Origin of the sequence: Paenibacillus sp. CFBP 13594 (genome assembly GCF_014842675.1) — a bacterium.
GTDB lineage: Bacteria > Bacillota > Bacilli > Paenibacillales > Paenibacillaceae > Paenibacillus > Paenibacillus amylolyticus_B.
Map to the genome: position 1 here is coordinate 1,479,515 of NZ_JACYVQ010000001.1, position 22,707 is coordinate 1,502,221.

Annotated in this window: 14 protein-coding genes; all 14 read right to left on the reverse strand. The window is 47.2% G+C overall.

Annotated features, from left to right (window positions below; translation table 11 throughout):
• Positions 1-76: 76 nt before the first annotated feature.
• On the reverse strand, positions 77-1,642 hold the full coding sequence (locus IFU39_RS06600; RefSeq protein ID WP_192131733.1) for an ABC transporter substrate-binding protein: 1,566 nt from the start codon (positions 1,640-1,642) through the stop codon (positions 77-79).
• Entirely contained in the window at positions 1,639-2,850 is a 1,212-nt protein-coding gene (locus IFU39_RS06605; RefSeq protein WP_192131735.1) for a M20 metallopeptidase family protein, read from the reverse strand. The genes IFU39_RS06600 and IFU39_RS06605 overlap by 4 nt, the downstream gene beginning before the upstream one ends.
• Positions 2,847-3,599 carry a FadR/GntR family transcriptional regulator gene (locus tag IFU39_RS06610; RefSeq protein WP_091016565.1) on the reverse strand — a complete coding sequence of 251 codons (753 nt, stop codon included), beginning with the start codon at positions 3,597-3,599 and terminating at the stop codon, positions 2,847-2,849. The genes IFU39_RS06605 and IFU39_RS06610 overlap by 4 nt, the downstream gene beginning before the upstream one ends.
• 352 nt (positions 3,600-3,951) lie before the next feature.
• Positions 3,952-4,665: a glycosyltransferase gene (locus IFU39_RS06615; RefSeq protein ID WP_091016567.1), complete on the reverse strand. Its 714-nt coding sequence runs from the start codon at positions 4,663-4,665 to the stop codon at positions 3,952-3,954.
• 151 nt (positions 4,666-4,816) lie between these two features.
• A complete protein-coding gene (locus tag IFU39_RS06620) occupies positions 4,817-5,914 on the reverse strand; it encodes a Gfo/Idh/MocA family protein (protein ID WP_192131737.1) in 1,098 nt (365 codons plus the stop codon).
• A 12-nt stretch (positions 5,915-5,926) separates the two neighbouring features.
• Positions 5,927-6,850 carry an AraC family transcriptional regulator gene (locus IFU39_RS06625; protein WP_244660885.1) on the reverse strand — a complete coding sequence of 308 codons (924 nt, stop codon included), beginning with the start codon at positions 6,848-6,850 and terminating at the stop codon, positions 5,927-5,929.
• Positions 6,851-6,874: 24 nt separating this feature from the next.
• A complete protein-coding gene (locus tag IFU39_RS06630) occupies positions 6,875-7,879 on the reverse strand; it encodes a Gfo/Idh/MocA family protein (RefSeq protein ID WP_192131738.1) in 1,005 nt (334 codons plus the stop codon).
• A 241-nt stretch (positions 7,880-8,120) separates the two neighbouring features.
• Entirely contained in the window at positions 8,121-10,922 is a 2,802-nt protein-coding gene (locus IFU39_RS06635) for an alpha-mannosidase (RefSeq protein WP_192131740.1), read from the reverse strand.
• Between the two features lie 18 nt (positions 10,923-10,940).
• The gene (locus IFU39_RS06640) at positions 10,941-11,765 is read right to left on the reverse strand and encodes a carbohydrate ABC transporter permease (RefSeq protein WP_076211825.1); all 825 of its coding nucleotides are present in this window, start codon (positions 11,763-11,765) and stop codon (positions 10,941-10,943) included.
• A gap of 22 nt (positions 11,766-11,787) precedes the next feature.
• The gene (locus tag IFU39_RS06645) at positions 11,788-12,654 is read right to left on the reverse strand and encodes a carbohydrate ABC transporter permease (RefSeq protein WP_036608294.1); all 867 of its coding nucleotides are present in this window, start codon (positions 12,652-12,654) and stop codon (positions 11,788-11,790) included.
• Positions 12,655-12,722: 68 nt separating this feature from the next.
• Positions 12,723-14,102, reverse strand: coding sequence for an extracellular solute-binding protein (locus tag IFU39_RS06650; RefSeq protein WP_192131745.1), 1,380 nt, complete (start codon positions 14,100-14,102; stop codon positions 12,723-12,725).
• Positions 14,103-14,180: 78 nt separating this feature from the next.
• Positions 14,181-15,482 (reverse strand): glycoside hydrolase family 125 protein, encoded by a 1,302-nt coding sequence (locus IFU39_RS06655; RefSeq protein WP_192131747.1) that lies wholly within the window; start codon positions 15,480-15,482, stop codon positions 14,181-14,183.
• 223 nt (positions 15,483-15,705) lie between these two features.
• Entirely contained in the window at positions 15,706-16,878 is a 1,173-nt protein-coding gene (locus IFU39_RS06660) for a GntR family transcriptional regulator (protein WP_341074226.1), read from the reverse strand.
• A 257-nt stretch (positions 16,879-17,135) separates the two neighbouring features.
• Positions 17,136-22,382, reverse strand: coding sequence for a S8 family peptidase (locus tag IFU39_RS06665; RefSeq protein ID WP_192131751.1), 5,247 nt, complete (start codon positions 22,380-22,382; stop codon positions 17,136-17,138).
• Between the last annotated feature and the right edge of the window lie 325 nt (positions 22,383-22,707).

Genomic DNA, 22,707 nt, shown 5'->3' on the forward strand with positions numbered 1-22,707 from the left:
AAGAACGGCAGGAACATGGTTATCCAGTCCCTGCCGTTCAGGCCTATCTTTTCAATGACCGGTGTTATACCCGATGTTACTGTGCCACAGGTGTAATCTCGTCAGCATAGAACATCTCGTCACTGCGCGGCGCGAAGTTCACTTTAGCATTTGTTCCGTAGACACCTTCCATTTGGTACAGATATACGGCTGGGCGTTCTTCAGAGAAGATCTGTTGTACTTGTTGATACTCTTTCTCACGAGACGCAGGGTCCATGTTCACCAGTGCCGATTGAAGCAGTTTTTCTACTTCAGGATTGTTGTAATCCGACTCGCCTTTTGCTTCTTCCAACATATAACGATTGTAGTTATTCGAAGCATCGAACAAGGAGTTACCGATACCAATCATGAAGATTTCTTTGAATGATTTGGAGCTGTAACGTTCACTGAATGCACTTGCTTCCAGGACATCCAGGTTGATTTTGAATCCGGCTTGTTCCAGCATGGCTGCAACAACTTCAGCTTGTTCTTTGTACTGTGCAGAAACGGAGATGGTCATCTCAGCTTCACCTTCTGCATAGCCAGCTTCTTGCAGGAGCTGTTTGGCTTTTTCCTGGTCATAGAGTGACGTTTTGTACAATGAAGGATCAGCACCGAAGTTGCCTGGAGTTACAGACGTGCGGGTTACGATACCTGCTCCGCCGGCAATGCTGTCCACGATTCCTTGTTTGTCGATAGCCAGGTCAATCGCTTCACGTACTTTCGGATCAGCCGTGATGCTGCCTTCTGTCTGACGGAAGATCAACTGAAGCACACGTTGGATTGGCGCTTTGACAATCTTTTTATCTGCTTCGCCTTCGATCCGGGCAATGTCGGTGGACGGAATGGAAGACGCCACATCTACACCACCAGCAAGCAATTCGGATACGCGTGTGGAGGCTTCAGGAATAACGCGGAATACCACTTCATTCCATTTTGGTTCACCGTCGAAGTAGTTCTCGTTTTTCACTAATTCCACACGATCATCTTTGGTCCATTTACTGAACTTGTAAGGGCCTGTGCCTACCGGTTGTTTCAGGAAAGCATCGAATCCTTTATCCGCAATATATTTTGCTGGCAGAATGCCTGCTCCCATTTTGGACAGACGATTCAGGAGCAATGGATCTGGACCATCTGTGATAATGTCTACGGTATAGTCATCCACCGCTTTAACTTCTACGATATTTTTGAAATAACTGTTTTGTTTCAGTGTCTCGTCCTTGGCTACGCGCTCCAGCGTGTATTTTACATCTGCTGAAGTGAATGGATCGCCATTGTGGAAGGTAACACCTTCACGCAGCTTGAATCTCCATGTTGTATCATCAACCTGATCCCATGATGTCGCAAGTCCCGCAACTTTTTTCTGTTCACTGTCATTTTTGATCAGATAATCGAAAACGTTGACCAGAACCGCTTCACTGGAGGTGTTGTTATTGTTGTGCGGATCGAAACTCTCAATGTCTGTTGCTGCAGCAACGGTCAGTGTTGTACTTGCGCTTCCACTGCCCGTTCCTTCTGTTGCGGAACTATCATTCGTGCTTGTCGATTTTCCTCCGCAAGCGCTGAGTACCATTACGACTGCCAGTAACGTGATCCACAAGCCTGTCCATTGTCTTTTTTTCATTGTGATTGCTCCCCCTCAGAAGTTGTATTCCTTGCCAAAAATTCAAGTGCTACTGCAGACAACATGCTTACACCATAAGGCATCGCTGTCTCATCAAGATCAAACATGGGATGGTGGAGTGGATAGCGAGTACGTTCCTCATCATTCCCAGATCCTAGTCTGAAAAACACACCCGGAATCTGTTCACAATAAAAGGCAAAGTCCTCGCCCCCTGTGGAGGGTTTGATATAAGTCCATCCCTTCTCCGCATTAACCTGATCACAAGTCTCTGTTAGCAGGTCAACCATGCCGAGATCATTCACGACAACAGGGTATCCATCGCCGTAGACAACTTCGCATCCTGCTCCAAAAGAATCACAGACACCTTTAACAACCTGCTCGATCAAAGCTGGCATCCGCTCACGAATGGCAGGTGAGAGTGTACGAACCGTACCGATCATCTCCACTTCCGGGGCGATGGCTGTTCCCATATAACCTCCGGTGATTTTGCCAATCGTGACTACTGCCGGTTCAAGTGGATCAACCATCCGACTGACGATATTTTGCAATGCGGTGATGACCTGAGCGGATACCGCGATCGCGTCAATGCCCTCATGCGGACGAGCTGCGTGGCCACCCTTACCAAACACCTTGATGATCAAGGGATCAGCTGACGCAAACGCAACGCCCTGACTTACACCCAAGGTTCCCGTGTTCTGTCCAGGTGTCATGTGTAATCCTGCGATGGCATCAACCTTCGGATTCTCCAGAACACCGTCCTGGATCATGGCTCTTGCACCTGCAAGTCCCTCTTCTGCTGGCTGGAAAATAAATTTGATATTGCCTGATTTCGGTCTTCCAAGACCAGTAAGCAGCTGGGCTGCACCCATCAGGATGGAGGTATGAGCGTCATGTCCACACAGATGCGCTTTGCCTTCCACTTGCGAGCGGTATTCCACCGCTTTCTGATCCTGGATTGGTAGGGCATCCATGTCCGCGCGCAAAGCAAAGGTTGGTCCATCGGTCTCTCCGCGAAGCAGGCCTGTAACCCCGGTCTGTCCGACATTACGTGTAACTTCCAGCCCCAGGCTTTCCAGATGCTCAGCTACGATAGCGGATGTGCGATGCTCCTCGTAACCGATTTCCGGATGGCGATGTAAATCTCTGCGCCAAGCACTTAACTGGGCTTGTAGTGGCTGAGCCAGCTGTATTAGTTCTGAACGATTCATTCGCTGTCATTCCCTTCATTTTTGTCCGATTCAGAAACCAAACGGGCATAGATTGCATCCGCCGAGAATTCGATATGCCTTTTCATCGTCTCCTTAGACTTGATGCTATCATGGGCTTTCAATGCTTCAAGAATCTCCATATGTACACCGTGATTGACGGTACGTATCCGGTCATCATAAGGCATCAAGTCGAGCGCCGGATTAATTTTCGTCCGGATCTGTCTGACAGCTCTCTCGCAGTATGGATTCCCAGACGCTTTGGCGATGGCCAGATGAAATTTCACATCCAGCGCTCTGAACCATTCCCTTGTGCAGTCTGGCTCTATACTTTGTTCCATGTAGCCCTCAAGCAGCTCCAGTTCGCCTGCGGTGATCCGCTCAGCAGCGAGGAAAGCTCCCTCCGGCTCGATGATGGTTCGATATTCAAACACCTTCAGCATCTGTGACCAATCCCGTTTAATTTCTTCTCTGGTCCGTTTATGCGAATTGGCTGTCAGAGGCAATACAAATGTTCCGCCTTTGGCACCCACCCTTTTCTCAATCAAGCCTTTCTCTTCCAGTGAAGAGAGTGCCTCACGAACGGTAATGCGGCTTACGTTAAAAATTTCTGCCAGATCTCGCTCGGCTGGAAGCTGTTCTTCACTCATCAATTCTTTCAAAATAATGGCTTCTTCCAGTTGTTCCCTAATGAATTCACTAACCTTTTTGGTGGATACTTTCTCAAAACGAAATGAAAACGTACTGGACATCTAAACACTCCGATCTGTATATGGTCTAGACCTTATACCATTAATATAATTCCGACTAAACTTATATGCAATACTTTTTTTCAAGTAAATTCATATTTTTTTCTCACCACCTCCAAATTGAAGCATTTTGGCACAAAAAAGACGCATCTACACGCAGCAGATGCATCTTTGCTTTCGTTATTTACACAAGCTACTACGATGACAGAACAACCTTCCGATCGCTGTTATCCCCGGATTTCTTTGAATCCCTTTTTGAAAGGGGAAAATCCGGAGATAGCGTATGCTTCCGATGTAGCTTTCTTTCAGAAAGCTTGTAGGCGAACGCTCCGCTTCTTCAGGCTCTTTCTGTCCTCTATAGTTTCTTATTAGCATAGGGTCTGAAATCCTCTGTAACCGCAAGTTTTTTGCTTCCCTCCAGGTAAAAGTTATCATCCGCTCTCCAAGTATGACTCTTTTTGTTCTGTCTGCGGTGATAAACATAATTATAAGGAGAGGTCGCGTACGCTTTGAATCCTCTTTTCCTGCATTGTCTCAGGAAGGTCACATCTTCCCCTATGGAACGGTCCGTGAAGCGGACCTTTTTCAAGATCTCCCTTTTGAATAAAATAGTACCCCCTTGTACAAATTCAACCGGTTTATTTTTTTCAGCGGGGGATCTGACCAACAGTGTCTTGGACGCGCCCAAATAGACGAGACACGAATGTTTGCCCACAATATCACTTTTGGTCCGTCTAAGTTCTCTCACCTGTTCAGTCAAATAATATGGCGAATAGTAGTCATCATCATCAAATTTGGCAATCAACGAAAAGCGAGTCCTTGTTATTCCGGCGTTTAAACTTTGTCCTAGCGAAATACTCTCCGGAACTTGATATACATGAACATTGGCAAGATTTCGAACCCGGTTTTGGTATAATGCCAGATTCATACTGTCATGATTCAGGACAATGATTAATTCTTTGCTTTTATAACGCTGCCGACTGTAATTTTGCAGGATGTTTTCAAAAAATTGCGGCCGATTTGTACATACAACAATGGAAACACCATGACCCGTTTTGTGTTTAGTCAAGACATACCCTCTTTTCAGATCAGTTTTCTCTCATCATATGTGCTGAAATAGAGTCTGGTATGGACCAATAGCTAGTAACCAAAATACCCAAAAACCCTTTGTCGCCAATAACGGGACAAAGGGTTCTCTAATCTATTGTTTTATGTCTGTTCTATGCTTCGCTACCCTTATTCAAGTACACAGCCTTGCCTGTGCGAGAAGATTCATAGAGTGCTTCCAGGATCTGAGATACAACGAGCGCTTGTTTTGGTGTGACGACTGGCTCCTGATCGTTCTCAATCGCTTCGATCCACTTTCTCATCTCCACATCCGGTGCGCTCTCGCTCTTGCCATCATAGAATGCTACCCCGCCTGCACTCAGTTCAATCTCGTTCGTGTATAGACGGCTGAATTTCTCACCATTGATGCGCAGTCCATTCTTCATATCCGCACCCGCTTCGCTGCCACTCAAGCTGCATTTGGCTTCATCCACGTCCAGTGAGTTAAGCGCCCAGCTGGATTCCAGCATGATTGTTGCCCCATTCTCCATCACAATCATGCCGAAGGCCGAGTCTTCTACGGAAAATTGTTTAGGGTCCCAAGGGCCCCAGGCATTGGCCGCATTTTCACGTTGCGAAAGCTCATGATAGGTCGTACCCAGCACAACTTTTGGTTGATAGTTATCCATCATCCAGAGCGTCAGATCAAGTGCGTGCGTACCAATGTCAATCAATGGACCTCCACCTTGTTTCTCCTCATCCAGGAAAACACCCCAGGTCGGTACTGCTCTACGTCTAATTGCATGTGCCTTTGCAAAATAAATATTCCCCAGGTCACCCGCTTCGCACACCTTCTTCAAATATTGACTGTCTTCTCTGAAACGGTTGTTGTATCCGATGGTCAGTTTCTTGCCGGTACGCTCTGCCGCTTCCAGCATGAGCTGGGCTTCAGCAGAGGTCTTCGCCATTGGCTTCTCACACATGACATGTTTGCCGGCCTCCAGAGCAGCAATGGAAATCTCGGCATGAGAAATATTCGGCGTAAGCACATGCACAATATCCAGAGACTCATCCTTAAGCAATTCCTGATAATCCGTGTAGACTTCAGCATCGGTAGAGCCATATTTCTGCTTGGCTTCATCTGCACGTTCCTGAACAATATCGCAGAAAGCCACCAGTTCAACATTATCCAGTTTACTCAGACTCGGAAGATGTTTACCATTCGCGATTCCACCACAGCCAATAATTCCGATACGATATACTTTACTCATATATATTCACCCTCACTTAAGTATTGGTTGTTTCATTTTACGAAAAGCCGATGGGGTCATCCCCAGACGTTTACGAAATACAGCATGCAAATAGTTGGCATTATTAAAGCCTGAAGCAAGAGCAATCTGTTCAATGGATACGTTACTTTCCTCCAGATTGCGGCACACGGCGCGCAGACGAATATCCTCCAGTACGCGGCTGAACGGCATCTCCGGCTGTACTTGGTAGAAGATTCGCTGCAATTGTCTGCTGCTAATATGAAGTTTCTCAGCTACATGCTCCAGCGTGACCACTGTAGGATGATTCGCTTCCATATACTGCACTGCATACTCATAGCGATATACCGACATATCCCGGACAGGGGCTTCCGGTCGATTCCCCCCGGTGTCGTATGCGCGCACGGTTTTGAGTAATATGCTGATAACCAGCTGTTTGATCGACGTATAATAACCTAACAATTTCTGATCACATGCCTCATAGGCTTCCAAAAAACAATGCATCGCCCGATGATAATCATTCACTGGAGTAAGCGGAAGCGTTCTCAGCTTTTCAATCGTTTCCTCCGATTCAGCTGCTTCCCAGGGATCGACATGCTCTCTTGGCCTGTGAATGATATCCACATGAAGACATAGTTCATCCATGTCCTCTTTAGCATCAGCCTCCTGATAATGAACGACACCCGGTCCAGTCAAATACAGCATACCTTCCGACAGTGCATGTGTCTGATCATCCAGAATAACTTTACCTTTACCTCTCGGGATAAAATGAAACTCAAACTCCGCATGATTATGGAAATCCACAACTCGGCCCGCTGGAAAAGAAGTCAGATGAAATCGCATCACACGAATCTCATAATGCCCCCAAACCATTAGAATATCCAGTCTCTCCAGGAGATCCTGCCGTTCAAGCATTTTCTCATAAGGATACAGGCTCAAGATTGCACACCTCCTTAATAAAACCTAACCCTTCAATTCATTCAGAGTGATTCTGCGCCCTTCTTTGGCAGAGAGATTCGCTGCTTCCATCAAACGGGTCAGCTCCATAGCGATTTGCACGTTTTCAGTTGCATCCGTATCATTTTGTATATGTGCGACCCATTGATTGAATGCGCTTTCCCTTTTGTCTGCCAAAGGAAGTTCAGTCCAGTCATCATATTGTTCCTGTGCTGCTTTTGTACGAATCAACAGCTTATCATCAGGTGTCCCGTACAGAAGCGTACCTTCCGTACCATGAACCTCAATCGTAAATGGAGAATGGCTGTTCACAAAACCAGCTTCAACAACGCCAACTGCTCCGGAATCCGTAAACAAGGTTGCAACGGCATTATCTTCAACTTCTTTGCCTGTAATGTATCCGAAGTTTGCATTAACCGCTGTTACTTCCTGACCCAGAAACAGTTTGGCCAGATACATTGGATGGCAGCCCAGATCAATCAGTGCACCGCCCTGACAATCCTTCAGATCATAGAAGTGTTCAGGTAACCAGTTCGAAATCGCTCCATCATGCGATAAACGCGCTCTAACATAAGTCACTTTGCCAAGCAATCCCTGGTTAAGGACCTCCTGAATTGTTAGCGTGTATCCTGCATTCAGACGTGGTAAGGAGACTGTCATCTTGACTTTGTTTGCCTTTACCTCATGAAGGATTCTGTTGGATTCCGCTTGTGTCGCTGCAATAACTTTCTCCGTGAAGATGTGTTTCCCTGCTTTTGCAGCAGCGGTGATCACTTCTTCATGAATGCGGGTTGGCGCATCTACAATAACGGCATCGATGTCATCCTTGGCCAGCATATCTTCGAGTGAAGCATAGAAGGGTACGTTTAAACGTTCAGCCGCTTCCTGTCCCCGCTTGGCATCTTCATCCCACACCGCTGCGATGACTGTATCTTCATGTTCCTGTGCCTGCTTGATGTAATCCCATGCGTGAACATGCCACAAGCTAATTTTCCCAATTCGAATGGTCAATGTATCTTACCTCCATACTATATAATATTCTGACATTTATCTATAAGTTATCACAGACTTAATCTATTTTTAATAGAAACTCACGACAATAAATGTATAAAATCACGACATGAATTGTTATTATATATTTATACAGCATAACGCTTTAGTTTGGGTGCACATAACAGAGCACATGACAAAAACCTCCTGTCCACACTACCGTGAACAGGAGGTTCCTAAGATTAAAATTTCAAACGTCAACTTAACCTAACGTATACCCTTGCGTAACGATCTTGTATCCGGATACCGTCTGGCTGTCTCCATCCAACGTGTGCTTGACCCGTTCCAGCACATCGCTCTCATAGACATAGGCGCATTCGAATCCAGGCTGAACGTTCAACTCAGCGGCTTCGGAATTCAGATTATACCAGCGAGCAATCACATCTCCGGTTTCCTCTGCGATCTTCAATGTGGAGAAGGCCAGTGACGAACTTTGTGCATTCCACGCCAACCATTGCTTCGACAGAGGCAACTCCACCTTCTGCCCATCAGCTCCGGCATGTCCTTCCCGCTCAAAAGTGCGTGCTAATGACCCTAGCTGCGCAGTTGTCCACGGAATCGGATACACGTATGCGGATGCACAAGCACCTGACTGTGCCGCATCACCTGCAAACGGAATAATCGCATATTCCACACTCTGAGGTCCCAGACATTGGGCTTCCGGTGTTTCAAACACACCCCAATCTCCCAGCTCCGAAGAGGCACGAAGCAGCGTAACCGCAATCGTACTGCCCTCTTCATGCTGTAAAATCTCGTATTCATTCAGCCCTTTGTTTGCAATCATCAAGCCATGATCACCATCGGTCACATGTACAAATGCTTGCTGATGCTGCGCATTACTCGGATTCCCCCATTCTTTGGCCGGTGTATTGGAACGTTTGGCAATTTCAAAGATGGAATCTGCATAATGATCCTCTGTCACCAGTCGGGATGGAAAGAGTGCGCGCAACCGATGATCCTTGGCCTGATTGTTAAAGTCAGACTTTACCTTGACCATATTACTTCCTGCTTCCAGTGTATACGTTGTCGTAATCACCAACGGAACCGTGTTCTTCACCCGTTGTGCCTTCCGTTCTGTAAAAGGAACCATTTGGCGCTTCTCCCGTTCGAACAGTTCATCTGCTCCAACAGGAATTTCCCAACGTAATACACTTTCCATGACTACACGATATGGAGATTGCTCCACGATCCGCACGTCTGCCTTCAGATGCTCAGAGGTCAGCGTTGTCTCTCCCTCTGGTTGTCGGTAAACATATTCATTGCCGATATCCCCGGTATTCTCATATGAATTCAATCCCCTGTATACAGCACCGGATACCTTATCTTCAATTGTAGCCGTACCATTCTCTTCAATCGTCACCCGCAAATGACCGTTTTCCATCATCATTCCCTGAACCTGAACGAGTTCGCTCGTAGCGGACACTTCAGCAATCTCAGCACTCTCTGTTTGCTTCTGAACTGGAATGAGAGCATACGTCTTATAACCCAGCGAAGGTACATCCACTGCCTGGAAGGTCACTCTTACTTTACGAGCCATATAAGGCTGGCGGAAGCGATCCTTCGGAAGTTCATAGCCAAAATGCGCACCCAGATCCTTGATTTCTGCCGAATACGTGCGTCCATCCGAATCGACCAGTTGATACACTGGCAGTGCATCTTTTTCCACTTTCTGCGCAAGTGCCTGGGGATTAGGACCTTCCGGGAAAAATGCTTTGTCCACAATCAGATCCATTTCAATGATTCCATTTCGACTCCAACCACTCGTGTTGAACACGGTGAACAGCACCGCTTCCTCACCCCAAGCCTCAGCAGGTTGCACATGAATGGACTCAGCAATCGCCTGCGCACTCTGGGAAACAAGTTTCTCTGCAAGCTGTCTGCTCTTGGCAAAGCGGGTCACCATCTCACGGTGAACCTCATCCACACTGCATCCGCAGATGCTATCATGCGGGTGGTTCTGCATCAGCATCTTCCATGCATGCGTCAACAGATGGTGCGGATAATCTTTTACCCCGGCTATATGGGCCATGGCGGCCAGTGGTTCGGCTACTTTTTCGAGCAACGTCTGCCCCTGCTGATTCAACTGTTTCAGATAAACCCTGGCAGATGCCGTATTCACCAGTGTTCCCCAACCATCCGTGTGCTGACTGCGAAGCTCGCCCTCAATGGTCGCCAGATGCTCAGGCACATCCTTCGTAACCGCCTCAATGTAATCGTCAAAATTGGAGTTGATAAATTCTACATCAGGATACAACGCAGCCGCCGTACGTAAAGCCTCTGGCAGATCCGTCTGGATCGGCTGATGATCACAACCATTCATGAACAACAGATGTGAAGTCGATGCAAACTTCTCGGCATCTTCCAGATTTTTATCCCAATATACTCGGGCTTTCTCCGGATCAACCGGAACTTCCATCCCATTGCAGTACCAATTCGCGAACAAAATGCCGAGCACTTCCGAACCATCCGGCGAACGCCAGATCATCTCGGAATAGGGAGATTCGTAACTGTCTGCATCAACCACCGCATTATTGAATCCCGTAGGCTTTACCCCACGCCCAAAGATCGCGTTATGAATATCCGCCTGTTGCAGAATCTGCGGTGCCTGTCCCATATTTCCGAACGAGTCTGGGAAGTACCCCGTCTTGGATATCACACCCAAAGGTCGAGCATCACGATGACCGATGAGCAGATTACGCAAGTTGGCCTCGCTGCTGGTCAGAAACTCATCCTGTAACACATACCATGGACCCAAATGGATGCGTCCTTCACGAATATAACGATCGAGCCTCTCCTGTTGTTCGGGCCGAACCTGCAAATAATCTTCACGAATAATCGTCTGCCCATCCAGATGGAAATAGCGATATTCCGGGTCCTGATCAAGCGTGTCCAGCAGTTTATCCATCAGCTCAATGAGCAGTACATGATGGTGTTCATAAGGCATATACCATTCGCGGTCCCAATGGGTATGCGAGATGAGATGTGCCGTCTTTTTGGTTGTCATGTTGCGTACCTCCTGTCATTAACCTTTGGTTGCCCCGCCCATGCTGAAACCTTTGGACATGTAACGCTGGGAGAAGATGTATAACACAACCGAAGGCATCGTATAAAGTAGTGAAAATGCAGCCAATCTGCCGTATTCAACCATACCGTGGCTGCCGAAAAATTGATAAATCGTGACCGATGCCGGAAGTTTCTCCGGTGTCTGGAGCAGGATGTATGGCACGAAGAAGTTGCCCCAACTTCCCGAAAAGGTAAATATCGCTATCGTGGCAATACCCGGCAACATCAATGGCGCTACAATTCGTCTCAATCCGTTCCACACGGATGCACCGTCAATCCATGCCGATTCTTCCAGATCAATGGGCACCGAATCCATGAAGTTTTTCATCATCCAGATGCCGTAAGGAAGTGAGGATGCGGTCAGGAACAGCATCGTGGCAATGATGCTATTTTGCATTTTGAAGAACAGAAACATTTGAAATACCGGAACCATCACGGCAGTAATCGGAAGTGCTGTCATGAACAGAATAGATAACAAGAAGCTTTTTTTGAATCTCATTTCATAACGGGATAATGGATACGCAGCAAGAACAGATACCAGAACAACCAATATCGCTTGCCCTCCCGACAGAATCAGGCCCACACCGAATGAACGAAGATTGCTCGAATCCCCGAGTACATCCTTGAAATTTTGAATGGTCCAGGTACTGGGCATTTTGATACCCTGTTGCGCGTTCGGGTCAAATGAAGCCAGAATGATCCAGAGCAGCGGTAATAAAAAACAGAGCCCCAGAAAAACTAGAATCCCGTACTGGATTTTGCGTTGAAGCCCATGTTTGACCATAGGGATCGAACCTCCTTCATGGTTACACTTTCACTTTCATGGATCGCATGTAGAACAGGCTGGCGATAATACCAATGAACAGCAGGACCAGCGATATGGCTGTGCCATATCCAAATTGATAGTTCACAAAGGCCTGATTGTACATGAAGATCGGCAAGGTTTGTGTTGAAGTACCCGGGCCACCACCGGTCATCGTATAGATCAGCGTGAACACACCCAGTGTCTGTAGAGTAACCAACATCATGTTGGTCACGATGGACCCTTTTACCATTGGGATCGTAATGTGTCTAACAATCTGGAACCCGGTGGCACTGTCAATAATCGCAGCTTCTTCAACTTCCTTCGGGATATCATCCAGTGCCGACTGATAGACCATCATCGAAAAGGCTGTGCCGTGCCAGATATTCGCGATAATGACACTCACCATAGGGAAACTGAACAACCAGGAGACTGGATTCGCCCCAAACCAGCCGAGGATCTGATTCAATGAACCATTGTCACTGAAAAAGGCGACCATACAGAATGCCACAACAATCTCGGGTGTCACCCAACCGGCAATGACGATGATGCCAATGACCCGGCGGAAGGTCACATTTTTTTCCTTCATTAGTAGAGCCAGAATGAATCCAAGCAATACCTGACCAATGACTGCGGAGAAGATGAGAAAGACCAGTGTGCGCCAGACACTAATGCGGAAGTCCGGATCATGGAACATATTAATGAAATTCTGGAACCCGACAAACTCCAGACTCTTGGCTGCCGCCCCGGTCAGAGCCATATTCGTAAAGGCAAAACAGATCGTCAGAATGATGGGAACAATGAAAAACACAAGTAATAACAGTACGGAAGGCATGAGAAACAGAAATGAACCTGGTGCTTTCCTTTTCATAAGTCACTCTCCATTCGAACCGGAAAAAGGGGAGTATTATGCCTCCCCCTCCGAATATATCGATATCCTTATTTCTCTTCGATGCTGTCCGCGCCAAGGGAACGGGATACGTTATCCTTCAATTGCGTAACTCCCTCTTCCGGCGTCAGCTTGCCAGAGGCAATACTCTCAACGATGCTTTGCAATTGTGCGGATACCGCTGCATATTGATCGTTCGCTGGACGGAAATGGGCTACATTCAAGAGTTCCTGTGCTTCTTTGGTATATGGACGATCGGTATAACCTTCAACTTCTGTGGAATCATTACGTGGACTGAGGCTGCCTTCCGCTACGACGCGCGCAGTCGCATTCTCCTTATTCATCAGGAACTCGATAAATTTCCAAGCTGCTTCCTTATTCTTCGCTTGTGCAGGAACGGACCAAGCCCATCCTCCAGACATCGTCGTTGCTCCAGGTTCTTCCCCATTTTGTGTCGGGAATGGCGCAAATCCTATTTTCTCTTCGACGTTGGCAATTGGAGCCGCACCATTCTCGGCCCATGTCGAACCTGCCCAGCTACCATCTACAGCCATCGCCAGTTTGTCTTGCGGGAACTGTTGCTGGAATGCAATACTTCCAGCTTGTCCATTCAGGGCAACCTGCATGGTCGGACCTGTTTTATCCGTGTTAAACACTTGATCTATGAATTTGAATGAATCCAAAAGACCCGGGCTGTTAACGACCCATTTCTTGCTGGTGTCGTTATACAGCGTATCCGCCGTACCATAGAGCAGCATTTCCAGCGTTTGCATGGTGACACCTTCACCGTTTGCTTTGCCCACGATCATATTAAGCGGTGTCACACCCGGCAGTTTTTGCTTGATGGTACGTGCTGCTTCGAGTACCTCTGCCCAGCTTGCAGGTTTAAATGGAACTTCCAGACCTGCTTTTTGAAACAGTTCCTTGTTGTACCAGATTCCACGTGTATCCGAGGTAGCCGGAACGCCATATACCTTGCCGTCTTCACCCGTAACCCCTGCCTTCAGGTTGCCAATGATGTGTTCTTTCCAATCGGGCCAGCCCTGAACCTGTGTATCCAGCGGCTCCAGATATCCCGCAGCAGCATCGGATTTGATGATGGATGTATCTTCTGCAATAACATCAGGCGCCGTATCAGGCGATTTCATCTGCAAAACCATTTTGGACGTGTAATCACCCTCACTTGCCAATACAGGCGCAATGTTGATTTTGATATCCGGGTTTTCTTTCTCGAATTGATCCACCAAACCTGATTGGAAAAACTTCGTAAGTGTATCTTCAGATCCTGAAGAACGGAACGATACAGTTACTTCCTTCTTACCGTCACTGGTTGTGCCTGTGCTTGAGCTTCCGCCCGAACAGGCTGTAGTAAGAATGAGCAAGGATGTCATAACTGCTGCTACCGGCATTTTCAATGATATTTTTCTCATGATTCGCTCTCCTCTTGTCGGAATTCAACGAACTCCGAACGTTATGATGTACTCGCAGGTTATCTCTTGCTTCACTATCTATTTCTGTACGCGGAATCCGCAATAATCCATAATCAGTTCACTAAAGAGCATGTTGGACCATGAAAACCATGGACGTGTATATTCATGTGGATTGTTGGCCGAAAAACCTTCATGGGTCAGTCCGGTATCCGCATCCGTCTTATGGATAAGCTGAAGCAATCGTAGTTTTTCATTGCGATCCTCTGTAGTCAGCCCCTGCATCGATAAAGCGATATGCCAGATGTACCCTTCTGGTGTATGCGGACTACCGATTCCCGCTGCTGCTGTTCCCTCATAAAAATACGGGTTGTTCGTGGATAAAATGAAACGGCGTGTATTCTGATACACCTCGTCGTTCTCCTCGACATATCCGAGATAAGGTAAAGACAGCAGGCTCGGCACATTGGCATCATCCATCAGATTGTGATTGCCTTTCCCATCCGTTTCGTATGCATATATGGTTCCATATTCCGGATGTTCAACGGTGCCATAATCCTGAATTCCTTTGTTGATTTGTTCCTCCAACTGCTGTGCAGTCGCTGCCAGCATTTCATCCTCGAACACAGCTTCAGCAATTTCCTGCAGATATCGAAGCGCCACAACGGCGAACATATTGGATGGAATCAGATAACCATATTCACATCGATCATCGCTAGGACGGAATCCCGACCAAGTCATGCCGGTATAGACTGTTTCAGTACCTCGTCCCTCTCGGGTGAGCGTATCGGTTTCGGGAGCATCCAGACGTTGGAACGTGTAGGGTGATTTCGTCTCATGATGCTGTTCCACTTGCCATAACTGCATGATGATCTGGGCTGCTTTACGGAACGTATTATTGAATTGAGTTGTTCTTCCCGTGTTCTTCCACAAGAGATAACTGAGCTGAATCGGATAAGCCAGTGAGTCGATCTCATACTTCCGTTCCCAGATCCAATCATTCATCTGCGTCAGGTCTTCCTGATGTCCTTTCCCACTCTCCGTCTCATTAAAAGCGTTTGCATAAGGGTCCAGGAGAATATAATTCAGTTGACGTTCAACCAGCCCAGCGATCATGTCGGCGATATCTTCATCCTCTGAAGCGAGAACCAGATAAGGTCTGACCTGAGCGGCAGAATCACGTAACCACATGGCAGGGATATCTCCCGTAATCACAAAAGTTGTTCCATCTTCTTTGCGCTGAATTGTGGTCGCCATCGTATTGGTAAAACAATTTTTGAACATTTGATTAAGTTCCGGATGGTCTGGCATACGTTTGTTAACCTGATCAATCATGTCGTATATCGAGGGGGAAATTTCTTGATCATCTCTGGGTGTCAGCATGTTGTCCTCCTTATGTAATCCAATTTGTTAACCGCTTTCATCATCCTAAAACGAATATAATGTTATGTCAATATATTTATTTGTATATTAGCATGCTATTTTAAATTAAGGACAATAAATAGTATACCATTTAAAGTAATTCTCCCCATTTTATCCACATAAAAAAGAGACCTCGTTTACACGAAGTCCCTGATTGAACACAATGAATATTAAGTTGCTAAAATTACCCCTTTTGTTTCACCATACTTGTTGACTTACCCTTCACCAAACGGGCAGGCAAAATAACCCTATTCACTGCCATCTCGTTGTTCTGCATACTCTGAAGCACCATCTCGAACGCCTGTTTTCCCATATCAAACTGGCTTTGTCTCATATGTGTTACACGGCTTCTTTCGGCAGCGTTCGGACTGTCAAAACAAATGATGGACATATCTTCAGGTATCCTAAGACCAAGCCGATCCGCTGCCTGTTCTGCAAGTAAAGCAATATGATACTCCGCAGCAAAGAGTGCAGTAATCTGGGGGTATTTCTGTAAATGTTCCACCAGTGTCTCCACATCACGGACCTCGACTTGAGGATCAAACACACTTGGCAGTGTCGAAAGAAAAGATTCTAACCACAGTTCCCTGTTCACCAGCACTCCTTGATCATTATGAGCCTCAATGATTCCTTCAATTCGTTCTTCAATCGGTGTAGTGTTCGCCGGAGGCTGCGTCAGAAAAGCGATGTGTCGGTGACCGAGATCGAACAAATAATTCATCCCTTCTCGCGCCGCGCCTACATTATCCGTACTCACAGATGAAGCCGGAATGCCTTTCAAGTACCGGTCAATCAGGACAAACGGGAATTTGTTAACGACCAATTTAAGAATCTCATCGCTGAAATATTCACCTTGTGCCGGGAAAATAATCAATCCATCCACACCCAGTTCCAGCAGTTCCTGAATGCTCTGTTCCTCCTGCTCGGGAATCCCGAAGGAGCGTCTAAGTACGAGAAAACAATCATGCTCTCGCGAAGCTTCCTCCATACCATATAACAGTTCTGTACCATACATATCGCTGAAGTTAGTGATGACCAGACCAATGAGCAGCTTCTTCTCTGGATCTTTGATCGCAGCACGCGGAGCAGGTCTGTTAGGTCTTTCTTGTGTCATATCTGCTGTATCAGCTACAAAAGAACCCCGTCCCGGCTGACGAACAATCAATTGTTCACTCGCCAACATTTCAAGCGCTTTTTTCGTTGTAATCCGGCTCACTCCGAATTCATCACATAATTCCTTCTCCGAAGGAACACGCTCACCCACTTGATATTGATGAAGCTGTATCCGTTCGCGCAAGGATTCAAAGATCTGTTCATACATCGGCTTGGATGCCGAGTCTTTCCCCAATACAAGCACCTCCATAAATACCCATGCTTCTCATGTTCTACATCCTAATATATCATGTTATATCATTAATGTGAAGAACGGAGACAACTCACCTGCTGTCATATGAGAGCAAAAGAAAAAGCTTCCCAATGGATGCTTCATTAATCTTAGGCGTCAGATGTGAATCGAGATACAACAAAAAGCCGACAAGCCCTAATACCGCGGCTTATCGGCTCCTTGCTTAGATGGTCAAAACGTAGTTTTCATCCATGTCATACTTTGCATAATTAAGGTTGTAGACCCTCAGCGGACGGTGGACCCACTTCCGTTTCAGTCTCTTCAGGGCTCGAATCTGGTTCTGGAACGGATTGTTCTTGTGCTGCGCTGACGAACAATCGTCCAGCTGCTTCCGCCTCTACTTTGTTGCCTGCTGCATCCTGAGCTCGAATCACAATGACTCCACCATCCAGAACAAGGGATGAAGGTGTTGTGTACGTACCCGTGTAACGACCAGGTTCGGTCTCCACTAATGGAATCTCTCCTGCCCCTTGGGCATTCAGATTCAGCGGTAACTGAATCCGGAAAGATGCTTGCAAACCAGGTTTACTGTCAAATGAAACAGTAACACTCTCTCCTGATGTGATTCGAACATCCTCAGCCGGAGTAATATTCGTAAGTTCTGGCAACGCCGTTTCCACGTAGACTGTGCGGGTTACGGTAGTTTTATTGCCAGCGAGATCGGTTGCTGTAATGGTAATCGTGTTCTCGCCTTCGTTAACCAATACGCGATGACTGAAGCTTCTGTCTTTGCCCACTTGTACGGTTTGTCCGTTAACAGTCAACTTATCGAGGAATTGTTCCACGACATTACCCGTTACGTGAACAACTTCCGCATTGATGCGATCTCCTTGAGTTGGCGTAACAATGGTCAACTGCGGTTTGGTCTGATCCAGAATAATGACGACGGGGAGTGAGCGGTCGGTCGTTTTCCCGTCCACCACTGCCTCGGCAGTAATCGCATTAATCCCAGAACGGAGTTTCACACCGTAAGTGAACTTCCCATTTACCACAGTTGTCGTACCAGCCAGATCTTTGCCGTTGTAGATCTTGATCTGAGCGCCGGATGCCGGAGACGTTCCCGACACGGTGAAGGTTGATTGATTCGTATACGTGTTCGCAGGTGCTGTGAGCACAGGTGCATTTACCGGATATCTCACAACTGCACGAATCATGTAGTTACCTTCTTCATCAGGTGAAGTGCTCCACGCTCCACCTACTCGCTGCCAGCTTCGACCTGCATTTGGACCATCCTCATCGGTAGCGAGTCCCGGAGCGCTAGTTCCAGCTAAACTCTGTACGTACACGATATAGAAATCACCCGTTACAATGACCGGTTCCGGGAATTCAACAGTTGTCCATTGATCGTTACGAAGTGCAGTACCGTCAAATGGTCCAGCCAGTTGTCGTCCCGGAGCTCCGCCCGCACCCGATGCATCATATACGGCATATTGGAACGCTGTGCCTCCAGGTACAGGCCATTCGGTGTTCCAGAATCGGAACGATGCACCTGTCAGTTGAGCGGTCTCCAGCTCTGGTGTCATTCGAACTGCCCAGGCGTTATCCGCAGCGTTAAAAGCTCGTGCGTTCTCTGCTGTTCCATCATCATAAGCAATTTCCCCTGGAAAACCGATGAACGGTTTCAAGGCAACATTCGCCTCTGCCGTACCATTACCAGGTACAGTTACAGTAACGGTTTTACTGTAGTAATCAGCAGCACGGATGGACAGAGTATAACTTCCTTCCAGTACCTGAATAACGAAGCTACCATCTGAACCTGTGTGGACTTCGCCTACATTGGCATCTTCCACCACGAGAACGGAAGCATCAGCCAGAGGTTGTCCTGTCCGCTCATCCGTTACAACACCTTCAATCTGCCCATGCGGGATTGCCTCCAGATTAAAGTTGGCTTTGGCCCCACTGCCATCGGTGATCGTTACCTGCTGAGTTCGAGGATAATATCCATATGCTTCAGCTTTTAACGTGTAATCACCTGCTACGTGTGTGAAGTTATACTTGCCTGTAGCTGGATCTGTCTTCACCGAACGTCCGGTTTCCAGTACAGTAACCGTTGCACTTGCAGGCAGGCTTTGTGGATTAACCGAACCTGTTTCCGGTTTTTCAACTTCCGGTTGTTGTTGTTTCGTTTTGTTAAATTCCGCTTTGTCAGTCCGCGAAATTTTGTACCATGGATTATCATAGGACGGTTTAGGTTTGTCATTGTTAAGCACAACCGCACTGTCCTCCGTTACCGTCTCAGCAGCAACTCCCAGTACACGGAAATCATCAATGAACCAGCCTGTCTTCACAACACTGTTATCTGAGGTCAGGCGGAACCGGAATTGAACTTCATTACCGGTAAGTGCATCCAGATCATAAAATACGGGTGTCCATTGTTTACCGTTTGTACTATGTGAGAATTTGCCCAGTTCTGACCATGTGGTTCCACCATCCTTGGTGACTTCCACATACCCGTAGTCGTATCCACTCTCAATCTCGTACCAATGATTAAACGTGAGTGTTCCTTCGGACACATCCGTCAAATCAATGACCGGAGATACGAGTGAATAGTTGGAGCCACTCTCATACGTATTGTCGAGATCAGTCGCCCAGACATTCGGTGGAGAAACCGCGCTGGCAGGTCCCGTTACCGGAATGCCGCGTTCCCACTCATCTTTGGTTCCTGAATGAGTCCAGCCATTATCATCACTGCCATCGAAATGATCGATGTAGATATCCTGAGGCACCTCTACTGTAATGGAGACCTCATTCGATTTATCGCTTTCATTGCCACTATAATCAAGTGCGGCAACGGTATAGTAATACGTCGAATCTGTCACCGTAGCCGTATCTGTAAACGTTGTTCCGGTTGCAGTTCCAATGGATTCATAACCTGCACCTGCGGTTGTGGAGCGATATACGATATAGGATTCAAGATCCTCATCGTTCGGACCAGTCCAACTCAAGGCTACATTACCAAGAATATCGGCAGTCGCAGACAATCCGGCAGGTGTGCCCGGAGCAATTTCATCCAGCTCTTCTACAGCGAAATCATCAATGTACCAGCCAGCCTTTTGCAATGAATTATCACTCGTCAGATTGAACTTGATGAACACCTGCTGTCCCGCGTATTCGCGAAGATCCACATATTGTGTCTTCCAATTGCCACCTGTACCCGTGAAGGTTAACAGTTCTTGGAACACAAAATCGCTATCCTCGGAAGCGATGTATACCTTGCCAAAGTCGATGTTATTCTCCAAGTCATACCAGTGCTTGAAGGATAATAACGCACCTTCTGGACTCTCGGTGAGATCAATTGGCGGCGCAAGCAGATATGCATTGCTATTCGCTACATAAGTCCCTTGCAGATTGGTTGCAATTACCTTGTCACCGGAGTATGCACTTCCAGGACCACTGCTTGGTGTTCCCCATACCCAGGTACTTCCGGTACCACCAGTCGTGAAGCCCAGCTGATCTTCTTCAAAATCCTGAAGGTATCCTGGCTGCACACCATTGGACACAGCCACTTTATATACCTGACTTTCGAATCCGTTGTTGCCGTAATCATTCACTCGGATATAATACTCCACACCTTGCGGTTCAATAAGAAAAGCAGGGATTGTCGCTGTATACGTCCCATCTTTGTTATCTCCAGCAATTCGATTCATCGGCAGATAGACGTACTGGTTGGTACCTGTCGTTTTGGCAAAAGCCTCAACGGAGACTACCGCGACGTTATCTGTCACATGAGCGGTTAATGGTATATCAATGCCTGTAAAGGCTGAATTGACAGGGGTATGTGCCAGTACTGGCTCTTCCAGATCATCTCCGGCTGTAACCACTCTGCCGGATACTGTTCCAATCCCTTCGAGTACAGAACCCACAGCATCAAGGGCATTAATAATGCCGTGACCGTAGCCGTTATTAGGAGAGGTCGGATACTGACTATCCGTTCTCGGCGTGGCTGTATCTGTAATGATCTGCTCCAGCTGATCCACGGTAAGGGAATGATTGGCCTGAAGCAGCAGTGCAGCAAGGGCGGTTGTATGCGGACCTGCCATGGATGTTCCGTTCCAGCCTCCTTCATATACACCGCCCGGAACTGATGAACGGATATTCACACCAGGGGCAGATACTTCCGGTTTGATCTCATCATAAGGGGATGGGCCCAGTAGGGAGAACGAAGCCAGATTTCCGTTGATATCGGTTGCTCCTGTAGCAAAACTTTCAGGATAGTTAGCCGGGTTAGCAACAGAACCAGGTCCGCCCGGGTTACCCAGTCTCACATTTCCTGCTGAGAATTCCGGAAAAATCTGAGCATCACGCCAGGCTTGCACCATAGGACGGAACCATTCATCTAGTCCGGCACCTCCACCCCACGAGTTGTTTACCACATCCGGTGCAAGTTCAGGATGCAGATTGCCTTCCGCATCCACTGGAGCGATCAACCACTGTCCGCCATCCAGAATAATGGCATCCGTTGTTTCCGGATTGAATATCCGTACACCAATCCATTTCGCACCGGGAGCAACCCCGATCTGGTTGGTGCCATTCGCTTCAGAGCCAACCATCGTACCCATCGTGTGAGTACCATGTCCGTCTTCGTCCGCAGGGAGGGAAGCATTACTGTGCGGATCATACCAGCTTAGTTCGGGATCAACGATATTGCCCGAAGCATCCAGTCCCCGCCATTTGCTGCGAAGCGCCGGGTGGGTATAATCCACACCACTGTCCAGATTAGCAACAACAATCCCTGTTCCATCGATGCCCCGATCCCACACGGCTGGCGCATTGATGTAATCCAGGTTCCATTCCACGTTTTCAGTCGCAAGCTTGTCCTTGGCAGCAGGCTCCTTGTCTTTAACTCCGACTGAAGAGTCTTTAGCTGGCGTTTGTACAGCATCTTTGCCTGATGCCGCATTCGCCGGTTCTTTACTCACTTCGGCTTTCTGTAAGTATCGTGTCTCATTCGGTAGAATCTTCTCCACCTCAGGCAGCAGCGCAATCTGTTCCATGACTTCTTTGGTACTCGTCACTGCCAATGAATTGACAATAAAATAGCTTTTATATTCTTTAACCTTACCCAGGTCAACTTCCTTTTCCAGATAAGTTTCCAATGGATATTGTGTACGCGAGGCCGTTTCTCGCAGAGAGCTGACGACCGAATTACGAACGGACAGCTTTGTGGCTGAAGCCGTTTGTTTGGCTATGGTCGCCTTTTCAAGGGCCTGTTTGGAGACTGCTGCTGTATCCACCTGTTCCTTCATTTTAACCAGATAGGTAACATACTCACTACCATCAAATTCTTTGGTCAATTTGGCGTTTACTTTGGACTCCGTAACTTTGGCAAGTCCAGATTTCATATCCAATTTGGATGATGTGGAGTTTTCAGCTGAAACCGGATGAATGATCGAAAATGCAAGGAGAAGCGAGAGCCCCATGGAGATGGGCTTGCGTAACCGATTAATCTTTATCAAACTTTTCCACTCCTTTTACCCGGTTTTTTAATTTAGTCTGGTACATATGCCCTTCTCTGCAGAATAAAACGGTAAATAACCTTTATTGCGGACGAGATAGATACTCTGGATTTCACATAAAGCCTCACCTCCTTTACAGGTCTGGTTAGGGATCAATATGAGTCAGAAGAGATAACAGATTAGTCTATGTTTTTTACTTGGAAGTTTAGGAGATTGATTGAGTCGGATTAAACCATGTGAGTGAATAGTTTGGGTGTTTGAATAATGTAATGAGAGTGAATGTCTATAAGCATTCATGTGGAAGGGTAATCTGGAGCGTTAGCAG